The following is a 20,930-nucleotide window of genomic DNA, read 5'->3' as shown; positions in this document are numbered from 1 at the left end:
GGTCAGGCGGCGCCGAGGGCGTCGGCCACCCGGTGGTGGACGGCGGCGTCGTCCGGACGGCTCTGCCGCTCCAGCGTGCGGGCCAGCGCGCGGCGCGCCCAGCCGTTGGCGGGCGCCAGCTCGACCAGCCGGCCGAGGGTCTCCTCGGCGCGGTGCAGCTGGGCCGAGCCGAAGTACGCGCGGGCGAGCAGCTCGAGCGCGGCCTCGTTCTCGGGTTCCGCCTCGACGACCGCGGTGAGGATGCGGGCGGCCTCGGTCGGCTGCCCCATCGCCAGGAACAGGTCGGCGCGCAGGTACTCGGAGTGCATGTCCAGCTCGAAGGGGGTGCTCACGTGCAGATCAACCGCTGCGGCCCTTCCCGGCTTCCCGTCGTCGTAGCCTCGCGGTCGACATGACCGCCGCCCGCACCCGCGCCGACGCCTGCCCCGGCGCGCTGCAGACCCACGCCGCCGCCGACGGCGCGCTCGCCCGCGTCCGCGTGCCCGGCGGGCTGCTGACCGCCGACCAGCTGCGGGTGCTCGCGGCGGCCGCGCGCGAGCTCGGCGACGGCGGCCTGGAGCTGACCAGCCGCGGCAACGTGCAGCTGCGCGGTCTCGCCGAGGACGACGTCCCGGCGCTCGGCGACCGGCTGGCCGGCGCTGGTCTGCTGCCCAGCGCCACGCACGAACGGGTGCGCAACGTGCTGGCCAGCACGCTGTCCGGCCGCTCCGGCGGGCTGGTCGCCGTCCGCCCGTGGGTGGCCGCGTTCGACGCGGGGCTTCAGGCCGACCCGGCGCTCGCCGAGCTGCCCGGCCGGTTCCTCGCCACCCTCGACGACGGCCGCGGCGACGTCTCCGGTCTCGGCGGCGACGTCGGTCTCCTCGCGCTCGACGACGGCGTCGCCCTGCTGCTCGGCGGCACCGACAGTGGTCTGCGGACGACCGCGGACGACGCCGTCGACCTGCTGCTGGCCGCCACCCGCGCCTTCCTCGACGAGCGCACCGAGCAGGGCGGAGCCGCCTGGCGGCTCACGGAGCTGGCCGACGGACGTGCCCGGGTCGCGGCCCGGGTGGGGATGCCCACCGCCGAGCCGGTCGCCGTGCCTGCCGCGCCGGTGCTCGGCCCGGTCGGCGCGGCGGAGCAGGACGACGGGCGGATCGCGCTGATCGGCGTCGTCCCGCTGGGGCGGCTGACCGCCGACCAGGTGGAGCTGCTGGCCCGGCTCGCCCCCGAGGTCCAGGTGACGCCGTGGCGCAGCGTCGTCGTCCCCGACCTCGCCTACGACCGGGTGGACGACGCCGCGGTCGACCTGCACCGCACCGGGATCGTCTTCGACGAGGCGAGTCCCTGGCTGCGGGTCACCGCCTGCGCCGGGCGCCCGGGGTGCGCGAAGTCGCTCGCCGACGTCCGGGCCGACGTGGTCACCGCCGTGCTGAGCGGTGACCTGCCCGCCGACGGCGCACGGCAGCACTGGGCCGGGTGCGAGCGGCGCTGCGGCCGCCCGCGCGGCGACGTCGTCGACGTCGTCGCGACCGGTGCGGGTTATCGGGTGAGCTCGACCCGCACGTAGCCTCCCGTACCGATGTACGACTACGAGAAGGACGGCGCCGAGATCTACCGGCGCTCGTTCGCGACCATCCGCGCCGAGGCGGACCTGGCCGGGCTGCCCGACGACGTGGCCCGGGTCGCGGTCCGCATGATCCACGCGTGCGGGCAGGTCGACCTAGTCGCCGACCTCGCCTTCTCCCCCACCGTCGTCGCCCGCGCCCGCGCGGCCCTGGACGCCGGCGCCCCGGTGCTCTGCGACGCCGAGATGGTCGCCTCGGGCATCACCCGCCGCCGGCTGCCCAAGGACAACGACGTCGTCTGCACGCTGCACGACGAGCGCACGCCCGGGCTGGCGGCTTCGCTGGGCACCACGCGGACGGCGGCCGCCCTGGAGCTGTGGGGTGACCGGCTCGGCGGCGCCGTCGTCGCCATCGGCAACGCGCCCACCGCGCTGTTCCACCTGCTGGAGATGATCGAGGCCGGGGCGCCGCGACCGGCCGCCGTCCTCGGCATCCCGGTCGGCTTCGTCGGCGCGGTCGAGTCGAAGGAGGCCCTGGCGGCCTCCGACCTGGACTTCCTGGTCGTGCGCGGACGGCGCGGCGGCTCGGCCATGACCGCCGCGGCCGTGAACGCGATCGCGAGCGACGTCGAGTGACCGGGCGTCTCTACGGCGTCGGGCTCGGTCCCGGCGACCCGGAACTGGTCACCGTCAAGGCCGCGCGGCTGATCGGCGCGGCCGACGTCGTCGCCTTCCACGCCGCCCGGCACGGCCGCTCGGTGGCCCGCGCGCTCGCGGCGCCCTACCTGCGCGAGGGGCAGATCGAGGAGCTGCTGGTCTACCCGGTCACCACCGAGACCACCGACCACCCCGGCGGCTACCAGGGGGCGATCGACGAGTTCTACGAGGAGGCGGCGGCCCGGCTGGCCGCGCACCTCGACGCCGGCCGCGACGTCGTCGTCCTGGCCGAGGGCGACCCGTTCTTCTACGGGTCCTACATGCACATGCACAAACGGCTCGCGCACCGGTACCCGACCGAGGTCGTGCCCGGGGTGACCAGCGTGAGCGGCGCCGCGGCGGTGCTCGGCCGGCCGCTGGTCGAGCGCGACGAGGTGCTCACCGTGCTGCCCGGGACGCTGTCGTCCGAGGAGCTCGCCGAGTGGCTGGCGACGACGGACTCGGCTGCGGTGATGAAGCTCGGTCGCACGTTCCCGGCGGTGCGCGAGGCGTTCGAGGCCGCCGGCGTGCTGGACCGCGCGTTCTACGTCGAGCGGGCGACCACCGAGCAGCAGCGGGTGGCGCCGCTGGCCGACGTCGACCCGGCGACCGTGCCGTACTTCTCCCTGGCGCTGCTGCCCAGCGAGCTGACCGGGCCGCTGCCGCAGCCCGAGGAACTTCCCGCCGAACCGCACGCCGGCGAGGTGGTCGTCGTCGGGCTCGGCCCCGGTTCGCGCGCGTGGACGACGCCGGAGGTGGCCGACGCGCTGGCCTGCGCCGACGACCTGGTCGGCTACGGCCCGTACCTCGACCGCGTGCCGGCCAACCCGCGGCAGACCCGCCACCCCAGCGACAACCGGGTCGAGGCCGAACGGGCGGCGGCGGCTCTGTCGCTCGCCGCGTCCGGACGGCGGGTGGCCGTGGTCTCCAGCGGCGATCCGGGCGTGTTCGCGATGGCCGCCGCGGTGCTCGAGGTCGCCGAACGGCCGGAGTTCGCCGGTGTCCGGGTGCGGGTGCTGCCCGGGCTGACCGCGGCGCAAGCGGTGGCGTCGCGGGTCGGCGCGCCCCTGGGCCACGACTTCGCCGTCCTGTCGCTGTCCGACGTCCGCAAGCCGTGGGAGGTCGTCGTCGAGCGGCTGCGCGCCGCGGCGTCGGCCGACCTCGTGCTGGCGCTGTACAACCCGCGCTCCAAGGCCCGGCCGCACCAGCTCGGTGAGGCGCAGAAGGTGCTGCTGGAGAACCGGTCGCCGGACACCGTGGTCGTCGTCGGCCGCGACGTCGGCGGGCCGGAGGAGAAGGTCGTGGTCACGACGCTGGGCGACCTCGACCCGGAGACCGTCGACATGCGCTGCCTGGTGCTGATCGGCTCCTCGCGCACCCGCGTCGGCCCGTCCGGCGCCGTGTACACCCCGCGCACGTACTGAGCGCGACCTGGCTTCGAGGGCGCGGAGGCGAGGCTCAGTCCGAGCTTGAGACCTCGTTGATCGAGGTCCCGGTCGGCACGTGCTGCGCCGAGCGGCAGGGCGGAGGCGTGGTCCTGGGACCATCTCGCGAAGAAGTCCGTGGCCAGCGCGGCGTCGGGGTGGTCGACGAGTTCCTCGTCGTGGAAGGCCGAGAACGACAGGGGCACCTCCAGCGCCTGTCCGGTCCCTTCGAAGGCGAACGGAACGGCCCGGGCGGAGAACGACGGGAACGCCTCGGCGATCAGCGCCTGAGCGCGTGGACCGCTCGACGCGTCGTGCAACCGGTACAAGCCGTTCTGGAAGGAGCAGCCGGCGAAGGGGCCGGCGAGCTCGTCGTAACCGGTCGCGGCTCGGAGTCGCGGCTCGCGCCACGTAGGGCCCGCGACCTGGCCGGGTGGCAGCGGCGCATGCTCAGCAAGAAGCCGCCCGAACAAGCGTGAGGCCAATCAACAAGTCGCGATGCTGGGCGACACACGTTGCCAGGGGCGCTGGATCCAGCCGCATGGACTCGCCGGACGTTCCCGCGGGAACGTCGTCAAGCCATAGGCCTTGCTTCGCGTTCCCGCGGGAACGTCTCACCATCCTGAGCCGCGGCGCGCCGGGCAGCGGGAATGCCGCCGCGAGCAGGTGCCTTGGCAGGGATCGTGCCGACCCGACGCCTGTCCCGGCCGGCCGCCTTCTGGTCGGTCGCCGTCCTGCTGGTCCTCATGCTCGCCGCGTCGGGCGTCCCGTCGCCGCTGTACCGCGTCTACTCCCAGGAGTTCGGGTTCGGCCCGGGCGTGCTGACGACGATCTTCGCGATCTACGCCTTCGCGCTGCTCGGCTCGCTGCTGGTGGTCGGCGGGCTGTCCGACCACGTCGGGCGGCGGCCGGTGATCGCCTCCGCTCTGGCGGTCGAGGCGGTCGCGATGGCGCTGTTCTGGGCCGCGGACGGCGTCGGCTGGCTGCTCGCCGCCCGGGTGGTGCAGGGCCTGGCCACCGGCGCCCTGACCAGCGCGCTCGGCGCCTGGCTGCTCGACCTCCAGCGCCCGCAGCGGCCGCTGGCCCCGTTCATCAACAGCGCCGCCCCGGGCCTCGGCCTGTCGCTGGGGGCCTTCGGCGCCGGGCTGCTCGTGCAGTTCGTGCCGTCGCCGACCGACTGGGTGTTCGGCGTGCTCACCGTCGTCTTCGTCCTGGCCGTGCCGGGCGTGCTGCTCCTGCTGCCCGAGACCTCGCCTCGGGTGCCCGGTGCGCGGGCCTCGCTGCGCCCGCGGGTCGAGGTGCCGCAGCCGCAGCGCCCGGGGTTCCTGCTGGCGCTGCCGGTGGTGGTCGCCGCCTGGGCGCTCGGCGGCCTCTACGCCTCGCTCGGCCCGTCGCTGGTCGCCGACGTGTTCGGCGTGGAGAACCACGTCGTCGGGGGCCTGCTGATCCTCGCGCTCAACGGCACCGGCGTGTTCGGCTCGTTCGCCGTCCGCTCGGTGGCCCCGGAGAAGGCCCTGGTCGGGGGCGCGCTGACGTTCGTCGTCGGCGTCGTGGGCACCATCACCGCCGTCTGGACCGGCTCTCTGGCGCTGCTGTTCGTCGCCGCGGTGGTCACCGGCTTCGCGTTCGGTGCGTCCTTCTTCGGCGCGATCGCGATGATCACGTCCGGCGTCGCCCCCGGGCACCGCGCCGGCCTGCTCGCCGCCACGTTCGTGGTCGGCTACCTGGCGTTCAGCGTGCCGGCGATCGCCGCCGGTATCGCCGTCAGCAGCATCGGCCTGGCCCGGACGACGGAGATCTACGGCGGCGTCGTCATCGTGCTGGCGCTGGTCGCGGTGGCCAGCGTGACCCTGCGGCTGCGCCGGACCCGCCGGCCGGTCGAGGTGCCGGCCGGCGACGCCGAGCGGGCGGCCGCCTAGCTTTCGCCCTTGAGGTCAAGACCGTCGGGCGGGCAGGTGTCATCCGGCCGGGTGCGGGGGGCGTCCGGCCTGGGAGCGCAGCGCGGTGATCGGTCCGGCGGTGGGGCCTGGTCGGCAGGCTGATCAGACGCCGTCGAGCGGCAGGCTTTCTTGTGCGCCGTGGGCGGCCCCAGGGCGAGCGGGCGGCAAGCTAGGTTGCGCCGTCGTGCGGCATAGCTGTCACAGCCGTCACCGCTCGCTCTGGTGCCGGGCTCGACGGTAGCGCTGTTCGTCGAAGGGTTGTTGGGTCTGGAGCAGGGTGTAGGCCAGTCGGCAGGCGTGGCGGGCCAGGGCGATGCGGACCGGGATCGGGCGCAGGCCGCGGGCGCGCAGCTCGTGGGCGCGGTCGATGAACGGCCCGCAGTGCTGGGACAGGCCCCAGGCGAGGTTCATCAGCGCATCGCGGTGTTCGGGCAGCCCCTGACGGGAGATCGGGGTGCGCCGGTTGATCGTCGCCGACCGGTAGCTGCCCGGGGCCAGGCCGGTGGCCGAGTAGAGATGCTCCGCGGTGGGGAACCGGGCAATCGGCAGGCTGAACGCGGCGAAGGCTGCTGCACGACTGGTGGCCACACCGGGCAGCGTGGTGAGGATCTGCCCGGCGCTTTCGGCCAGCAGAGCGGTGATCTCCGCGTCGACCGCGGCGATGTCGGCAGCGATCGCCCGCCAGCGGGCCACGCTCCGGCTCAACCGCGCTGCTCGTGCCGAGGCGTCGGGCGGCGGTGGCAGGCAGGCCCGCCACCGCCCGACCCAGAACTCCGCTTCGCTGGTGAGCACGCGCCCCCGGGCTCGAGCGCGCAGCGAACGGATCGAGGGCGGTCGGCCGGCGAAGGCCGCGGCGCAGTCCAGCACCGCCTGCCCGATCACGCTGTCGGCCGGCAGCGCCCGGCCATGCCCGTCGGGTGCGGCCAGTCCGGGGCAGAGGGCATGCAGTTGATCGTGCAGCCGCTGCTGGGCCACCTTGTGCTCGCCGATCAGGCCGCGGCGGTGGCGAACAGCCGCGGTGAGCGCGTCCTGTTCCTGGTCGGGCACCGGCCGGCCCTGTCCTTGGCGGGCCAGGTAGGTCAGCGCCGCGCAGTCCCGGTCATCGGTCTTGAATCGCCGCGATCCCAGTTGTGCTCGGGCGGCGGTGGTCTCCGAGGGCGCGAAGAGCCGGACCGATCCGGGAAACCGCTGGTTGAGCTCGCGCAGCCAGGCCTGATGCAGCCCGCCGGAGGCCTCGATGGCGAACACCGGACCCGAGGGGCCGACGTGGTCCACGACCAGTCGGTGCAGCTGCTCCAGCCCCGGACGCAACACCGGCAGCGACAGCGGCGGCACCACCTGGCCGACTTCACCGGTGCTCAACCAGACCCGATTGCTGACCTTCCCCGGATCGATGGCCACCACCAGCGTCGACGCCGGCAGCGCCTCGTGCAGCAAGCCCACGACAACCTCCCGTCCACCGCGGAAACGTCGTCAGGACGCTTCCGCAGGAACGGGGTCAACGGCTATCAGCTGTACGGCTCCGCCTTGAGCAGCCGCGCCAGGTGCGCGGCGTTCTCGGCGAGGGTCTGCGTCGCGGACGCGACGGCCCCCGGGGTCTCGTCCAGATCGTTGTAGTCGACCCCCGACATCGCCTCGCCGTTCCAGTACGTGACGCCCTGCGCCGGGATGGTGAAGCCGACGTCGGACAGAGCCTGGAACGCGTCGGCGCTGATGTGGTGGGCGCCGTCCTCGTTGCCGACCACCGCGACGACGGCGACCTTGCCGGTGATCACCGGCCGGCCGGTGTCGTCGGTCTCCGACAGCTCGCCGTCGAGGCGCTCGAGCACGCCCTGCGCGACGCTGGTCATGTGCCCGACCCAGGTCGGCGTGGCGAAGACCAGGATGTCGGCGGCCAGCAGCTTCTCGCGGATCTGCGGCCACTCGTCGCCGTCGCCCATGTCGACCTCGACGCCCGGCTTCACGTCGTGGTCGACCACCCGCACCACCTCGTGCGAGGCGCCCTGCTCCTCGAGCGCGGCGAGGACCTCCCGTGCCAGCTTCTCGCTGCTCGAGGGCTCCGGCGACGCCTTGAGGCTGCAGACGAGGGCGAGGGCGTGCAGCGACGGGTGGTCTCTCATGGCCCCCTCCTGCCCGGACGACCTGCGGATCCACACATCACGGGGTCCGACGGCCCTGTCCGCGGCCTCCGGCCCGCGACCACCATGGAGCCCCGTCCCCGGTGGTGTGCCATGGCCGAGACCTCTCCCCGACCGCGCGGCCGGTTCCTCCTCGCGACCACCGACGTCGGCGGCACGCTGCCGCCCGCCCTCGGGCTGGCGGCGGAGCTGGTCCGGCGAGGCCATTCCGTCCTGGTCCTCAGCGACCCGCTCTCGGAGGAGGCGGTCCGGACCGCCGGCTGCGACTTCCGCCCGTGGCAGCTGGCCCAGCACATCGACACGATCGACCAGCAGACCGCGCTCATGGTCGAGATGGAGAAGGGCAACGGCCTGCAGCAGCTCCGGGCCGCCCGGGACCTGTTCATCGTCGGCCCGGCGGCCGGGTTCGCGGCCGAGGTGGTCGCCACGGTGCGCGAGCACCCGGTCGACGTCGTCCTCTCCGACGGCGTCCCCGGCATGCTCATCGGCGCCCAGGCGACCGGGCGGCCCACCGCCGCGCTGATGGCGAACATCTACCTGCGCCCCACGCCCGGGATGCCGCTGATGGCTCTGGGGTGGCTACCGCCGCGAGGGCCACTCGGCCGGGCCCGGGACGCGGTGATCCGGCGCGCGACGGGGCTCGTGCTCGACCGGTTCACGCGCGGTCTGAACCCCGCGCTCGCCGCCAACGGCCGTCCCCCGGTCCGCGGGGTGTTCGAGCTGTTCGACCGGTGCACCGAGGTCCTCGTCCTGACCAGCCCGTCGTTCGACTTCTCCTCTCCGCACATCCCCGCCAACGTCCACTTCGTGGGCCCGCAGCTCGACGACCCCGCCTGGGCAGGCGACGCCGGGGACTGGCGACCGCCCGGCGACGCGCCGCTCGTGCTCGTCGCGACCAGCTCGACCTTCCAGGACCAGCTCGACCTGCTCCGCCGGGTGGCCACCGCGCTCGGGGAGCTGCCGGTCCGCGGCCTCATCACCGCGGGCCGGGCGGTCGACCCCGCCGATGTCGCCGCACCGGCGAACGTCCGGGTGGTCCGGGCCGCGCCGCACCGGGCGGTGCTGCCCGAAGCGGCCGCCGTCGTCACCCACGCCGGGCACGGCAGCGTGCTGAAGGCGCTGGCCGCCGGCGTCCCGCTGGTCTGCATGCCGATGGGGCGCGACCAGAAGGACAACACCGTGCGCGTGCTGCGTCTCGGCGCCGGGGTGCGGGTGGACGAGAAGGCGCCGCCGGAGCGGATCGCCGCCGCGGTGCGCCAGGTGCTGGACGAGCCGGGCTACGCCGACGCCGCCCGCCGGTTCGCCGAGACCCTCGCCACCGAGGCCAAGACCCGGCCCAGCGCGGCGGACCGTGCCGAGGGGCTGCTCATCGGCTGAGGGCGGCGACGACGTCCGCCGGCGTGGGGACGACGACGGCACCGGCCGCGGCGAGCTCACCGGGCGGCGCCGGACCCCACCCGGCGCCGAGGCAGGGCAGCCCGTGCGCCGCGGCGCCGAGCACGTCGTGCTCCCGGTCGCCGATCAGCACCGGCCGCTCGCCGTCCGGGTGCGCGGCCAGCGCCAGGCCGACGACCTGGTCCTTGTGCCGGACGGCGCCGTCCATCGTCGCGCCGTGCACGGAGGCGAAGAACGGCCGCAGCCCGGTGTGCTCCAGCACCCGGACGGCGAACGGCTCGGGCTTGCTGGTGGTGATCGCCAGCGTCGCGCCGCCGTCGACCAGCCGGGCCAGCAGAGACGGGATGCCGTCGTAGACGGTGACGTCGAGCAGCGCGCCGGCCGAGTAGTGCTCGCGGTAGGCGGCGACGGCGCGCGGCACGTCGTCCGCCGGCACCCCGAGCACCAGCGCGAACCCGTCCTGCAGCGGCGGCCCGACCATCTGCCGCAGCTGCTCCGGCGTCGGCGCCGGCAGCCCGAGCGCGGCGGCGGCCACCCGCACCGAGGCCCAGATGCCGGGCGTGGAGTCGACCAGGGTGCCGTCGAGGTCGAACAGCACCAGCCGGCTCACGCCGTCCAGCCTGTCAGGAGGCCGTGCGCGACCTCCTCCGGGTCTCCGCGGCGCCGAGCCGGCCCCGGGCGGGGTCGACCAGACCGAGCTGGGCGGCGATCGGCCGGCTGACCGTGTTGATCGCCCAGTCGGCGGCCACCCGCAGCCGGTTGCCCGCGGTCGGCAGGGCGTACAGGTGGTAGGCCTTGGTGACCACCTTGGCCGGCAGCCCGGTCAGCGACAGCCCCAGCGGCCGGGCGACGGCGGCGGTCCGGCCGAGGTCGGCCACGAGCCCCAGGTCGCGGTGCCGGTAGGGCCGCGGGGAGCCGTGACCGAGGCTGGCCGCGATGTTGTGCGCGATGACCACGCCCTGCCGCTGCGCGTTCTGCGCCGTCGGCGGGTAGGTGCTCCCGCTGTCGCTGAACGGGTCCTCGGCGGCGGCGCTGTCGCCGGCCGCCCACACGTCCTCGCGCAGCCGCAGCTGCTCGTCGACCACCAGTCGCCCCCGGGACACCGGCAGCCCGAGCTCCTGCACGAGCGGCGGCGGGGTGACGCCCACGGTCCACAGCACGGTGCGCGTCGCCAGCCGGCGGCCGTCGCCCAGGGTGACGCCCTCCTCGTCCATGGCCGTGACCGTGGTCTCGAGCATCACCTCCATGCCGCGCTGCCGGACGACGTCGAGCGCCGCGGAGCTCAGCCGCGGGCCCATCTCCGGCAGCACCGAGGGGGCGAGGTCCATGAGCACCCAGCGCAGGTCCTCGCGCCGCAGCCGCGGGTAGCGGTCGAGCTGCCGGATCGTCATCCACTGCAGCTGCGCGGCGGTCTCCGTGCCGGCGTAGCCGGCGCCCACGACGACGAAGGTCAGCCGGGCCCGTCGCTCCTCGAGGTCGGAGGTGGAGTCGGCCAGCTCCAGCTGGCGCAGCACGTGGTCGCGCACGTAGACGGCCTCGACCAGGTTCTTCAGCCCGAGCGCGTGGACCTCCAGCCCGGGAGTGGGCAGGATGCGGGTGACGCTGCCGGTCGTGATGGCCAGCCGGTCCCAGGCCAGCTCCGTGGCGGGATCGCAGTCGGTCGAGTAGCGCAGCGTGCGCCCGTCGAAGTCGATGTCCTCGACCGTCGCCTGCAGGACGCGGGCGCGCCGCAGCCCGGAGTGCAGCGGAACGGCGATGCGCCGCGGGTCGAGCCGGCCGGCCGCGACCTCCGGAAGCAGCGGGCTGTAGCAGAGGTGGTCGGTCGCGCTGATCATCGTCAGGTCGGCCGCGCCCACGGGCAGCAGGCGTTCGAGGGTCCGCGCGGCGAAGAACCCGGCGAAGCCGCCTCCCACGACCACGACCGACGGGCGGGACGAGACCGGCGCGCTCATGCCCCCACCCTCCCGAGGGCCCGGCGCCCCGGTCAATCCCCGAGCCAGGCCAGCGCCGCCTCGACGGTCTCGACCACCGGCACCCCGGCCGGCAGCGGTGGCCGCCGGACCACCACGACCGGGATGCCGAGCTCGCGGGCCGCGGTCAGCTTCGCCTCGGTCAGATGGCTGCCGGAGTCCTTGGTGACGACGACGTCCACCGCGTGCTCGCGCATCAGGGCGAGCTCGTCGTCCACGGTGAACGGCCCCCGCTCCAGGACGACGGTGGTGCGCGGCGGCAGCGGTGGCTCCGGCGGGTCGACCGAGCGGACCAGCACCTCCTGCGTCAGCTCCGCGAAGGCGCCCAGCCCCATCCGGCCGGTGGTGAGGAAGACGTGCGCGAACCCCTGCACCGCCGACGCCGCGGCCTCCAGCGAGTCCACCCAGCGCCAGTCGTCACCCGGCTGCTCCCGCCAGCCGGGGCGCTGCAGCCGGAGCACCGGCGTCCCGGTGGCCGCGGCCGCCTCCGCCGCGTGCGCGGTCATCGCCTCGGCGAACGGGTGCGTGGCGTCGACGAGCGCCCGCACCGGGTGCGCCCGCAGCCAGTCGGCCAGCCCCTCCGCGCCGCCGAATCCGCCGATGCGCACCTCGCCGGGCGGCAGCACCGGGTCGGCGGTCCGGCCGGCCAGCGAGCTGAGGACGTCGACGCCCTCGGCGGTCAACGCCTCGGCCAGCCGCCGGGCCTCCGCCGTCCCGCCGAGCAGCAGCACCTTCTCGGTCACGTGGCACCCCCAGGCATGCTGATCACGTGAGCAGCGGACTGCGGTACGGGTGGACGACGGGCGCCTGCGCGACCGCCGCCACGACCGCGGCCTACACCGCGCTGCTCACCGGCGAGTTCCCCGACCCGGTGACGATCGACCTGCCCCAGGACAAGCACCCGTCGTTCGCGCTGGCCCGCGAGGAGCTCGGCGAGGGCACGGCCACGGTCGGCATCGTCAAGGACGCCGGTGACGACCCCGACGTCACGCACGGCGCGCTGGTCTCCGCGACCGTCACCCTCGCCGCGCCCGGCAGCGGCGTGACCTTCCGCGCCGGGGACGGCGTGGGCACGGTGACCAAGCCCGGCCTGCCGCTGGCCGTCGGCGAGCCGGCGATCAACCCGATGCCGCGGAAGTTCATGACCGAGCACGTGGCCGCGGTCGCCGCGCGGCACGGCGGCACCGGCGACGTCGTCGTCACGGTGTCGGTGGAGAACGGCGAGGAGCTGGCGCGCAGGACCTGGAACCCGCGGCTGGGCATCCTCGGCGGTCTGTCGATCCTCGGCACGACCGGCGTCGTCGTCCCGTACTCGTGCTCGTCGTGGATCGACTCGATCCGCCGCGGCATCGACGTCGCGCGGGCCGCCGGGCGCCAGCACGTCGCGGGGTGCACCGGCTCGACGTCGGAGCGCGTGGTCACCGAGCTCTACGACCTGCCCGAGGACGCGCTGCTGGACATGGGCGACTTCGCCGGCGCGGTGCTCAAGTACCTGCGCCGTCACCCGGTGCCGCGGCTGACCATCGCCGGCGGCATCGGCAAGCTGGCCAAGCTCGCCGACGGGCACCTCGACCTGCACTCCGGCCGCTCGCAGGTGTCGACGGAGTCGCTGGCCGCGATGGTCCGCGACGCCGGAGGCTCTCCCGCGCTGGTCGAGGGCGTGCGCGGGGCCAACACCGCGCTCGACGCGCTGCAGCAGTGCACCGCCGCGGGACTGCCGCTCGGCGACCTGGTCGCCGCCGGGGCCCGGGACACCGCGCGGGGCGTGCTGCGCGAGGCGCCGGTCGAGGTCGACGTCGTGGTGATCGACCGCGGCGGCACGATCGTCGGCCGTTCTTAGACTCAACGGGCGACCCGGTAGCGGCCGCAGAGGAAGTTGCCGTTGTGCGCGACGTCGACCAGGTCGAGGTCCAGCCGCCTCGGCAGCAGGGGTGCGCCGGCGCCCAGCGTGACCGGGGCGTACTGCACCCACACCTCGTCGAGCAGGCCGCGGTCGGCGAACTGCCCGACCAGCTCGCCGCCGCCGACCAGCCACACGTCCTTGTCGCCCGCGGCGGCCAGCATCTCGCCGTGGATCCCGCCGACGTCGTCGCCGGTGAACCGGACGCCCGGCGGGGGCGGCGGGAACTCGCGGTGGGTGAACACCCAGGCGGGCATCGTGTACGGCCACTTCTCCTCGTGGTCGAGGAGCCACTGGTAGGTCGAGGCGCCCATCGCCAGGGCGCCGACCCCCGCGATGAACGGCTCGTAGCCCATCGGCCCGGCGGGATCGACGGCCTGGCTGAGCAACCAGTCGAGCGAGTGGTCGGGGGTCGCGAGAAAACCATCGAGACTGGTCGCGGTGTAGTAGATCGTGCGGGTCATCGGGCCCTCGTCGTCGAGTAGAGGTGGCTGTCGGGGAACTCCCCGGCAGCCAACACCCGGCCTACGACGATGACCGCCGTCCGCTTCACGGCAGCGGCCTCGACCTGGCCGGCGATGTCGGCCAGCGTGCCGCGCAGCACCAGCTCGTCGTCCCGGCTGGCCCTGGCCACCACCGCGACCGGGCAGTCCTCCCCGTAGTGCGCGGCCAGCTCGGGCGCGAGCTCGCCGAGCCGCTGCACGGCCAGGTGCAGCACGAGCGTCGCGCCGGTCGCGGCGTAGGCGGCCAGCGTCTCCCCCGGCGGCATCGGTGTCGAGCGCGCCGACGTCCGGGTCAGGACGACGGTCTGCCCCACCCCGGGCACGGTCAGCTCGCGCTGCAGGGTCGCGGCCGCTGCGGCGAACGCCGGCACCCCCGGGACGACGTCGAAAGGCACGCCGGCCGCGTCGAGCCGGCGCATCTGCTCGGCCATCGCGCTGTAGATCGACGGGTCGCCGGAGTGCAGCCGGGCGACGTCGTGCCCCGCCTCGTGCGCCGCGACCAGCTCGGCGGTGATCTGGTCGAGGTGGAGGTTCGCCGTGTCGACCAGGCGCGCGTCGGAGCGGGCGGTGTCCAGCAGCTCGCGCGGCACGAGGGCGCCGGCGTAGAGGACGACCGGGCACGCCGCGATCAGCCGCGCCGCGCGGACGGTGACGAGGTCCGCGGCTCCGGGCCCCGCCCCGATGAAGTGCACGGTCACGCCGTCGTCCCCGGGGACGTGAGCCCGAAGAGGTCCCCCGTCACCGGGTGACCGACCAGATGGTCACGGGCATCGCGGGCTTCCAGCCGGTGAAGCCGCCGAGCGGTTCGGCCCGCTGGACGTCGACGCGCACCAGTTCGCCGCCGACGCGGGCGTGCCACGAGCCGAGCACCGCCTCGCTCTCCACGGTCACCGCGTTGACCACGAGCCGGCCACCGACGGGCAGCGCGTCCCAGCACGCGTCGAGCAGCAGCGGGGTGGTGACGCCGCCGCCGATGAAGATCGCGTCGGGCTGCGGCAGGCGGGGCAGGACGTCGGGTGCGTGCCCGTGCACCACCCGCAGGTACGGGACGCCGAGCCGCGAGGCGTTGCGCACGATCCGCTCGGCCCGCTCCTGCGAGGCCTCCACCGCGACGGCCCGGCAGGTCGGGTGCGCGCGCATCCACTCGATGCCGATCGAGCCCGAGCCGGCCCCGATGTCCCACAGCAGCTGCCCCGGCACCGCCGCCAGCCGGGAGAGCGTGATCGCGCGGACCTCCGACTTGGTCAGCTGCCCGTCGGACTCGTACGCGCCGTCGGGCAGGCCGGGCGTGGTCGGCAGCGGCATGGTGCCCCGCTCGGCGCGGCACTCCACGGCGGTCACCACCAGCGCCGGCGCGGGCTGCGACCAGGTGGCCGCCGTCCCGGTGCGCACCTCCTCGTCCGGACCGCCCAGCCCGCCGAGCACGGTGATAAGGCTCTGCCCGTAGCCGCGCGCCGACAGCAGGGCGGAGACCTGCTTCGGGGTGTCGCCGTCCGACCCCAGCACCAGCAGTCGGCGGCCCGGCTGCACGTGCGGGTGCAGCAGCTCGATCGGCCGGCCGACCAGGCTCACCACCTGCGTGTCCTCGACCGCCCAGCCCAGCCGCGCGCAGGCCAGCGACACCGACGACGGCGCCGGCAGCACTCGCACCCGCTCGGCCCCGAGCAGCCGGGTCAGGGTGGTGCCGATGCCCGACAGCATCGGGTCGCCGCTGGCCAGGACGACGACGGCGCGGTCGACGTAGGTCTCGAACAGGCCGGGCAGCGCCTCGGTCATCGGCGAGGGCCACGGCACCCGCTCGGCGGTCACCGACGGCGGCACGAGGTCCAGCTGGCGGCCGCTGCCCATGAGCACCTCGGCCCGCTCCACCTCGGCCCGGGAGGTGGGCGCGAGCCCCTCCCACCCGTCGGCGCCGATGCCGACGACGACGATCGGCGACCGCACGACCTCGCTCATGCCGGCAGCTCCCCTTCCGGTCCGGCCGCCTCCGCGAGCAGCCGCTCCCTCAGCTCCTCCGGGAGCCGGTCGACGTAGACGGTGCCCTCGAGGTGGTCGACCTCGTGCTGCAGGCAGCGGGCGGCCATCCCGGTCGCCTCGATCGACGTCGGGTTGCCCTTCGCGTCGACGCCCTCGACCCGGGCCCGGAACGCGCGCGGCAGCTCGGCGTACGGCCCGGGCACCGACAGGCAGCCCTCCTCGGTCACCTCCTCGGCCGGCTCGTCCCCGACCGGCCCGGGCAGGACCAGCACCGGGTTCACCACGTAGCCGACGACGTCCTCGCCGTCGGCGTCCGGGCAGTCCATCACGAAGATCCGGGCGTCGACGCCGATCTGGTTGGCCGCCAGCCCAACCCCGTCGGCGGCGTACATGCTGGCGAACATGTCCAGCACCAGCCGGCGCAGCGCCTCGTCGAAGACGGTCACGGGCGCGCACGACCGGTGCAGGACCGGATCGCTGCCGTAGGTCACGATCGGCCGGGCTGTGCCGTCGTAACGGCCGGGCAGGCGCATGACCGCCGATCCTAGGGAGGGCGTTACCGGGAGCGGTCGGCACGATGTGCGACGTGAAGGACGCGATCGCGACCGGCATGGCGCTCGGCGCCGCCGCCGACCTGCTGCTGGGCGACCCCCGTCGCAGACATCCGGTCGCGGGGTTCGGCACGCTGGCCGCGGGCCTGGAGCGGCGGGCGTGGCGCGACGACCGCGCGACCGGCGCCGCCTTCGCGGGCGGGCTGGTGGCCGCGGCCGCGGGACTCGGTGTCGCGCTGGACCGGCTCACCCGTCGACAGCCCGTCGTCCGGGCCGGGGTCACCGCCCTCGTCACCTGGACCGTGCTCGGCGGGACGTCGCTCGGCCGGGCGGCCACGACCCTGGAGGGGCACCTCGCCGACGGCGACCTGCCCGCCGCCCGCGCCGCGCTGCCCACCCTGGCCGGCCGCGACCCCGGCGGCCTCGGCGAGGGCGAGCTCGCCCGCGCGACCATCGAGTCGGTCGCCGAGAACACCGCCGACGCCGCCGTCGGGCCGTTGCTGTGGGGCGCGGTCGCCGGCCTGCCGGGGCTCCTCGCCTACCGGGCGGCCAACACCCTCGACGCGATGGTCGGCCACCGATCGCCGCGCTACGAGCGCTTCGGCTGGGCGGCCGCGCGGACCGACGACGTCCTCGGCTGGCTGCCGGCCCGGCTCACCGCCGCGCTCACCGTGGCCTGCGCGCCGCTCGTGGGTGGCGACGCCCGTGGTGCGCTGCGCACCTGGTGGCGGGACGGCGCCGCGCACCCCAGCCCGAACGCGGGCCGGTGCGAGGCCGCGACGGCGGGCGCGCTCGGCGTCCGGCTGGGCGGCCGGAACGTCTACGGCAGCCGCGTGGAGGACCGGCCGGTCCTGGGCGACGGCCGCGCGCCGAGGGCCGGCGACATCGGCCGGGCGGTCCGGCTGTCGCGTGCGGTGTGGACGGCGGCCGGCGTCCTGGCGGTCGCGACGCGGGCGATTTCGAGAAACGGGAAACCAGCGGCTGCGCCATCGGTGAACTAGCCGTACCGTCCTGTCATCGGAGCGACCGGCCCCTGCGGGTCGGTGGAGCGCGGACGTCGAGCCAACGGCCCCGCGATCCCGTCGGCGAGTCCGGCGCGCCTCTGAGCAGGAGCCTCTCCCATGGTCTCACCGGCCCCGGCCCGTTCCCGCACGTCCCGTCACACCTCCCCGGGGCTCGCGTCCGTGACGCGCTCCGCGGCTGTCCCGCACCGCCTCCCGTCCGAGGACCTCGGCCTGACCGGCCGCTACCGGCTCGACCCGCGCACCGCCGACTGGTGGTGGTCGCCGGAGATGTTCGCGCTGCTCGGGCTCTCCCCTGACGGCACCCGCCCGTGCACCGAGGCGCTGCTGCAGTGCCAGCACCGCGAGGACCGGGCGCGCACCCTCGACGCGCTCAACCGCGCCGTGACCGCCGGCCGATCGTTCGCCGTCGAGACGCGGGTCCTGCGGCGCGACGGCGCCCTGCGCGTGCTGGTCCTCATGGGCCACCCCGAGCCCGCCGACGACGGGGCGGTGGCCGCGGTGGAAGGGCAGTGCGTGGACATCACCTCCGGGCGGCTGGCGCACGACGAGGACGTCGTCACCGCGCTGCAGACGGAGGTCAACCAGCTGCGCACGGCCATGGCCAGCCGGGCCACGATCGAGCAGGCCAAGGGCATCCTCATGCTGCTGACCAGCTGCAGCGAGCAGGTGGCCTTCGAGCTGCTGGCGCACATGTCCAGCCACACGCACCGCAAGGTGCGCGAGGTGGCCCAGTCCATCGCCGACTCTGCCTCCGGGCACGCCGCGCTGCCCCAGGACCTGCGGGCGATCCTCCGCGACGCCTGCCCTCCGGCGCCGCGGCTGCACTAGACGCGCGGCTCCTCGGCCTCCGCTCCCTCCAGGTCCGCGCGGGCGGCGGCCCGGTGCCGGGCGGCGCGCTCCTCGTGCTCGCCGGCCCGCGCCGGGTCGGCCTGCGCGGCGCGCTCCTCGATCTCCGCGACGTCGTCGTGCAGGGCGGCGGCCTCCCGGTGCCGCCGAGCGGCGCTGCGCGCGGCCTCGGCGGCCCGCTCGGCGGCCTCCTCGGCCGCTGCCTGCGCACGCGCGACGTCGTCGGCGGAGCTCGGGGTGCCGGAGCGCAGCCGCAGCTGCCGTTCGCGCAGCTCCCGGGCACGGACGTCGGCGGCCTCCTTCCGACGCGCCGCCGCCCGCCCGGCCTCGCCGATGTCCTGAGGATCCTGGTCCGCCATGCCTCCAGCCTTCCGTGCGGCCGCCCCGCTCGCACGGAGGCGGGGCGTCGTCGGGGAGAATGCGCCAGCCGTCCGAGGAGGAGAAGCGCCGCGTGTTCTACATCTTGGCGAGGTTCGTCATCCGGCCGCTGTTCTGGGCGCTGTTCCGGCCCCACGTGACCGGCCGCGAGCACGTGCCGCCCACCGGCGCGGTCATCTTCGCCAGCAACCACCTGTCGTTCATCGACAGCATCGCGATCCCCACCGTCGCTCCCCGCAAAGTGCACTACCTGGCCAAGGCCGAGTACTTCACCGGCACCGGGATCACCGGCTGGTTCAGCCGCACGATGTTCGGCGCGCTCGGTGCGCTGCCCGTGGAGCGCGAGACGCACCGGGCCGCGCAGGAGGCCCTCGACACCGCGCTCGCGGTGCTCAAGGACGGCGAGGGCTTCGGCATCTACCCCGAGGGCACCCGCTCCCGGGACGGCAAGCTGGCCCGCGGCAAGACCGGCGTCGCCTGGCTGGCGCTCACCGCCGGCTGCCCGGTCGTGCCGGTCGCGGTCACGGGCACCGACAAGGTGCAGCCGGTCGGCGCGCGCTGGCCGCGGCTGCACCGCATCACGGTGACCTTCGGCGAACCGCTGACCTTCGCCGAGTTCGCCGGACAGGCCGGCAAGGGCAAGCCGCGTCGGGAGGTCACCGACCGGATCATGCGGGAGATCCACGCGCTGTCCGGGCAGGAGAAGGCCGGGTGGGAGTAGGGGCACTGCTGGTCGCCGGGACGACGTCGGACGCCGGGAAGTCGGTCGTCACCGCCGGCCTGTGCCGCTGGCTGGTGCGCCAGGGCGTGTCGGTGGCGCCGTTCAAGGCGCAGAACATGAGCAACAACTCGATGGTCACGCCGGACGGCGCCGAGATCGGCCGGGCGCAGGTCATGCAGGCCGCCGCCGCCCGGGTCGCCCCCGAGGCGGCGATGAACCCGGTGCTGCTCAAGCCGGGCGGCGAGAACTCCAGCCAGGTCGTCGTCCTCGGCCGGCCGGTGGCCGACGTGACCGCGCTGTCCTACCGGCCGATGAAGGCCGGGCTGCTCGCGACCGTCCTCGACTGCCTGGCCGACCTGCGCTCGCGGTTCGACGTCGTGGTCTGCGAGGGCGCCGGCTCCCCCACCGAGATCAACCTGCGAGACGACGACATCGCCAACATGGGCCTGGCGACGGCGGCCGGGCTACCGGTGGTGGTGGTCGGCGACATCGACCGCGGCGGGCTGTTCCCCGCGCTGTACGGCACCGTGGCGCTCATGCCGCCGGCCGACCAGCGGCTGGTGGCCGGGTTCCTGGTGAACAAGTTCCGCGGCGACGTCCGGCTGCTCTCCCCCGGGCTGTCGACCCTCGCCGACCTGACCGGCCGGCCGACGCTCGGCGTCCTGCCCTGGGTGAGCGGCCTCGAGCTGGACGTCGAGGACTCCCTCGGCGTGGGGGCGGCGACTCAGCCGGCCGGCCCGCCGCACGGCGAGGAGGTGCTGCGGGTCTCGGTGGTCCGGCTGCCGCGGCTGTCCAACTTCACCGACCTCGACGCGCTGGCCGCCGAGCCCGGCGTCCTGGTGCGCTACGCCACCCGGCCCGAGGAGCTCGCCGACGCCGACCTCGTCGTCCTGCCCGGCACCCGCTCGACCGTGGCCGACCTGGCCTGGCTGCGCGCCACCGGCCTCGCCGACGCCGTGGCCCGGCGGGCCGCAGCGGGCGCCCCGGTGCTCGGCATCTGCGGCGGGCACCAGATGCTGGCCCGCACGATCACCGATGACGTCGAGTCGCGGACCGGGGTGGTCCCGGGGCTCGGCCTGCTCCCCGCGGACGTGCGCTTCCTGCCGGCCAAGACGCTCGGCCGGCCCACCGGTGCCGCGTTCGGCGAGCCGGTGCACGGCTACGAGATCCACCACGGCGTCGTCACGATCGACTGGGACACCGACGACCCGCCCACCCAGCCGTTCCTCGACGGCGCCCGCGCCGGCGCGGTGTTCGGGACGACGTGGCACGGGGCGCTGGAGAACGACGGCTTCCGCCGGGCGTTCCTGCGCGAGGTCGCCCGGCTGACCGGCCGCCGCTTCGTGCCGGCGCCGGACACCGACTTCGCCGCCGTCCGGGAGGCGCGCCTGGACCGGCTGGGCGACCTGGTCGCCGAGCACGCCGACACCGATGCCCTGTGGCGGCTGATCGAGCAGGGCCCGCCGGCCGACCTGCCCCTCCTGCCGCCCGGCGCCGGCCGCTAGGCCGTCGACGCGGTCAGCTTGGCGCGCACGTCGTCCGGCCAGGGCGCGGCTCCCTCGCCGCTCAGCCACACGTAGGTGTTCCGGACGACGCAGCACACCCGCTCGTCCACCCGCACGGTGAAGCGCACCGTCGCGCTGGTGCGGCCGACCTTCTCCGTCTCGGCGTCCACCGTGACCGTGTCACCCCAGCGTGCCGACGAGCTCCACTCCAGCGTGCTGGCCTTGACCACCGGCTCGCCGCCGGCGGCGGTGAGCGTGTCCCACGGCAGGCCCGTCGCCGACCACCAGACGTTGGACGCCTCGTCGGCCCAGGTCAGGTAGTGCGCGTTGAAGACGACGCCCTGCTGGTCGCACTCGACGTAGCGGACGGGGGAGCTCCACGAGACGGTCACGACCGGGACGGTAGCTACCGTCT

The 20,930-nt window shown here is 75.2% G+C and carries 23 protein-coding genes; 11 read left to right on the top strand and 12 right to left on the bottom strand.

Annotated elements, in window-relative coordinates:
* Positions 1–2 precede the first annotated feature (2 nt).
* Positions 3–332, bottom strand: a complete 330-nt coding sequence (locus GGQ55_RS11650) for a tetratricopeptide repeat protein (protein ID WP_366489098.1) — start codon at positions 330–332, stop codon at positions 3–5.
* Positions 333–391: 59 nt separating this feature from the next.
* Here GGQ55_RS11650 and cobG point away from each other — a divergent pair, with 59 nt between their 5' ends.
* The 5 genes from cobG to GGQ55_RS11625 all read left to right on the top strand — a co-directional run bounded on the left by cobG (position 392) and on the right by GGQ55_RS11625 (position 5,585).
* Positions 392–1,549: a precorrin-3B synthase gene (gene cobG / locus GGQ55_RS11645; protein WP_179716865.1), complete on the top strand. Its 1,158-nt coding sequence runs from the start codon at positions 392–394 to the stop codon at positions 1,547–1,549.
* A gap of 12 nt (positions 1,550–1,561) precedes the next feature.
* Entirely contained in the window at positions 1,562–2,182 is a 621-nt protein-coding gene (locus GGQ55_RS11640) for a precorrin-8X methylmutase (protein WP_179716863.1), read from the top strand.
* Entirely contained in the window at positions 2,179–3,666 is a 1,488-nt protein-coding gene (locus GGQ55_RS28370; RefSeq protein WP_179716861.1) for a precorrin-2 C(20)-methyltransferase, read from the top strand. The genes GGQ55_RS11640 and GGQ55_RS28370 overlap by 4 nt, the downstream gene beginning before the upstream one ends.
* A gap of 56 nt (positions 3,667–3,722) precedes the next feature.
* Positions 3,723–4,145 (top strand): hypothetical protein, encoded by a 423-nt coding sequence (locus GGQ55_RS11630; RefSeq protein ID WP_179716859.1) that lies wholly within the window; start codon positions 3,723–3,725, stop codon positions 4,143–4,145.
* Between the two features lie 204 nt (positions 4,146–4,349).
* A complete protein-coding gene (locus GGQ55_RS11625) occupies positions 4,350–5,585 on the top strand; it encodes an MFS transporter (RefSeq protein WP_366489095.1) in 1,236 nt (411 codons plus the stop codon).
* A 228-nt stretch (positions 5,586–5,813) separates the two neighbouring features.
* Here the strand turns inward: GGQ55_RS11625 and GGQ55_RS11620 are convergent, their stop codons facing one another.
* The gene (locus GGQ55_RS11620; RefSeq protein WP_179714810.1) at positions 5,814–7,049 is read right to left on the bottom strand and encodes an IS110 family RNA-guided transposase; all 1,236 of its coding nucleotides are present in this window, start codon (positions 7,047–7,049) and stop codon (positions 5,814–5,816) included.
* 65 nt (positions 7,050–7,114) lie between these two features.
* Positions 7,115–7,726 carry a flavodoxin family protein gene (locus tag GGQ55_RS11615; RefSeq protein ID WP_179716855.1) on the bottom strand — a complete coding sequence of 204 codons (612 nt, stop codon included), beginning with the start codon at positions 7,724–7,726 and terminating at the stop codon, positions 7,115–7,117.
* Positions 7,727–7,837: 111 nt separating this feature from the next.
* Between GGQ55_RS11615 and GGQ55_RS11610 the strand changes: the two genes are divergently transcribed.
* Positions 7,838–9,121: a nucleotide disphospho-sugar-binding domain-containing protein gene (locus GGQ55_RS11610; RefSeq protein ID WP_179716853.1), complete on the top strand. Its 1,284-nt coding sequence runs from the start codon at positions 7,838–7,840 to the stop codon at positions 9,119–9,121.
* Here GGQ55_RS11610 and GGQ55_RS11605 read toward each other — a convergent pair.
* From GGQ55_RS11605 to GGQ55_RS11595, 3 genes are read right to left on the bottom strand one after another with little or no spacing between them, the layout of a single operon-like run.
* On the bottom strand, positions 9,111–9,749 hold the full coding sequence (locus GGQ55_RS11605) for an HAD hydrolase-like protein (protein WP_179716851.1): 639 nt from the start codon (positions 9,747–9,749) through the stop codon (positions 9,111–9,113). The genes GGQ55_RS11610 and GGQ55_RS11605 overlap by 11 nt on opposite strands.
* A gap of 13 nt (positions 9,750–9,762) precedes the next feature.
* Entirely contained in the window at positions 9,763–11,091 is a 1,329-nt protein-coding gene (locus GGQ55_RS11600) for an NAD(P)/FAD-dependent oxidoreductase (RefSeq protein ID WP_179716849.1), read from the bottom strand.
* Positions 11,092–11,123: 32 nt separating this feature from the next.
* Positions 11,124–11,852, bottom strand: a complete 729-nt coding sequence (locus GGQ55_RS11595) for a cobalt-precorrin-6A reductase (RefSeq protein ID WP_179716847.1) — start codon at positions 11,850–11,852, stop codon at positions 11,124–11,126.
* Between the two features lie 26 nt (positions 11,853–11,878).
* On the opposite strand from GGQ55_RS11595, the gene GGQ55_RS11590 reads away from it, so the two are divergent.
* Entirely contained in the window at positions 11,879–12,949 is a 1,071-nt protein-coding gene (locus tag GGQ55_RS11590; protein ID WP_179716844.1) for a cobalt-precorrin-5B (C(1))-methyltransferase, read from the top strand.
* A gap of 2 nt (positions 12,950–12,951) precedes the next feature.
* On the opposite strand, the gene GGQ55_RS11585 is transcribed toward GGQ55_RS11590, so the two are convergent.
* Genes GGQ55_RS11585 through def form a run of 4 tightly spaced genes read right to left on the bottom strand, consistent with a single transcriptional unit; the run spans position 12,952 to position 16,022 of the window.
* Complete coding sequence (locus GGQ55_RS11585) at positions 12,952–13,473, bottom strand: dihydrofolate reductase family protein (protein ID WP_179716842.1); 522 nt, start codon at positions 13,471–13,473, stop codon at positions 12,952–12,954.
* Positions 13,470–14,210, bottom strand: a complete 741-nt coding sequence (gene cobM, locus GGQ55_RS11580; protein ID WP_179716840.1) for a precorrin-4 C(11)-methyltransferase — start codon at positions 14,208–14,210, stop codon at positions 13,470–13,472. The genes GGQ55_RS11585 and cobM overlap by 4 nt, the downstream gene beginning before the upstream one ends.
* A gap of 40 nt (positions 14,211–14,250) precedes the next feature.
* Entirely contained in the window at positions 14,251–15,468 is a 1,218-nt protein-coding gene (cbiE, locus tag GGQ55_RS11575; protein ID WP_179716839.1) for a precorrin-6y C5,15-methyltransferase (decarboxylating) subunit CbiE, read from the bottom strand.
* Positions 15,465–16,022, bottom strand: a complete 558-nt coding sequence (gene def, locus GGQ55_RS11570; protein ID WP_179716837.1) for a peptide deformylase — start codon at positions 16,020–16,022, stop codon at positions 15,465–15,467. The genes cbiE and def overlap by 4 nt, the downstream gene beginning before the upstream one ends.
* 53 nt (positions 16,023–16,075) lie before the next feature.
* Here def and GGQ55_RS11565 point away from each other — a divergent pair, with 53 nt between their 5' ends.
* Positions 16,076–17,041, top strand: a complete 966-nt coding sequence (locus tag GGQ55_RS11565) for a cobalamin biosynthesis protein (RefSeq protein ID WP_436277829.1) — start codon at positions 16,076–16,078, stop codon at positions 17,039–17,041.
* A gap of 183 nt (positions 17,042–17,224) precedes the next feature.
* A complete protein-coding gene (locus GGQ55_RS11560) occupies positions 17,225–17,893 on the top strand; it encodes an ANTAR domain-containing protein (RefSeq protein ID WP_179716833.1) in 669 nt (222 codons plus the stop codon).
* Here GGQ55_RS11560 and GGQ55_RS11555 read toward each other — a convergent pair.
* Positions 17,890–18,270 (bottom strand): hypothetical protein, encoded by a 381-nt coding sequence (locus tag GGQ55_RS11555; RefSeq protein ID WP_179716832.1) that lies wholly within the window; start codon positions 18,268–18,270, stop codon positions 17,890–17,892. The two genes, GGQ55_RS11560 and GGQ55_RS11555, sit on opposite strands and share 4 nt — an antisense overlap.
* A 92-nt stretch (positions 18,271–18,362) precedes the next feature.
* Between GGQ55_RS11555 and GGQ55_RS11550 the strand changes: the two genes are divergently transcribed.
* Together GGQ55_RS11550 and GGQ55_RS11545 are read left to right on the top strand one after the other, a co-directional pair.
* Entirely contained in the window at positions 18,363–19,010 is a 648-nt protein-coding gene (locus GGQ55_RS11550) for a lysophospholipid acyltransferase family protein (RefSeq protein WP_179716830.1), read from the top strand.
* Positions 19,001–20,515, top strand: a complete 1,515-nt coding sequence (locus GGQ55_RS11545) for a cobyric acid synthase (protein WP_179716828.1) — start codon at positions 19,001–19,003, stop codon at positions 20,513–20,515. The genes GGQ55_RS11550 and GGQ55_RS11545 overlap by 10 nt, the downstream gene beginning before the upstream one ends.
* Here the strand turns inward: GGQ55_RS11545 and GGQ55_RS11540 are convergent.
* Positions 20,512–20,907, bottom strand: coding sequence for an acyl-CoA thioesterase (locus GGQ55_RS11540; RefSeq protein WP_179716826.1), 396 nt, complete (start codon positions 20,905–20,907; stop codon positions 20,512–20,514). The genes GGQ55_RS11545 and GGQ55_RS11540 overlap by 4 nt on opposite strands.
* Between the last annotated feature and the right edge of the window lie 23 nt (positions 20,908–20,930).

The sequence above is a fragment of the Petropleomorpha daqingensis genome (assembly GCF_013408985.1).
Classification (GTDB): domain Bacteria; phylum Actinomycetota; class Actinomycetes; order Mycobacteriales; family Geodermatophilaceae; genus Petropleomorpha; species Petropleomorpha daqingensis.
The sequence above is the reverse complement of the archived record's forward strand: the minus strand, read 5'-3'. Positions and strand labels throughout refer to the sequence as shown.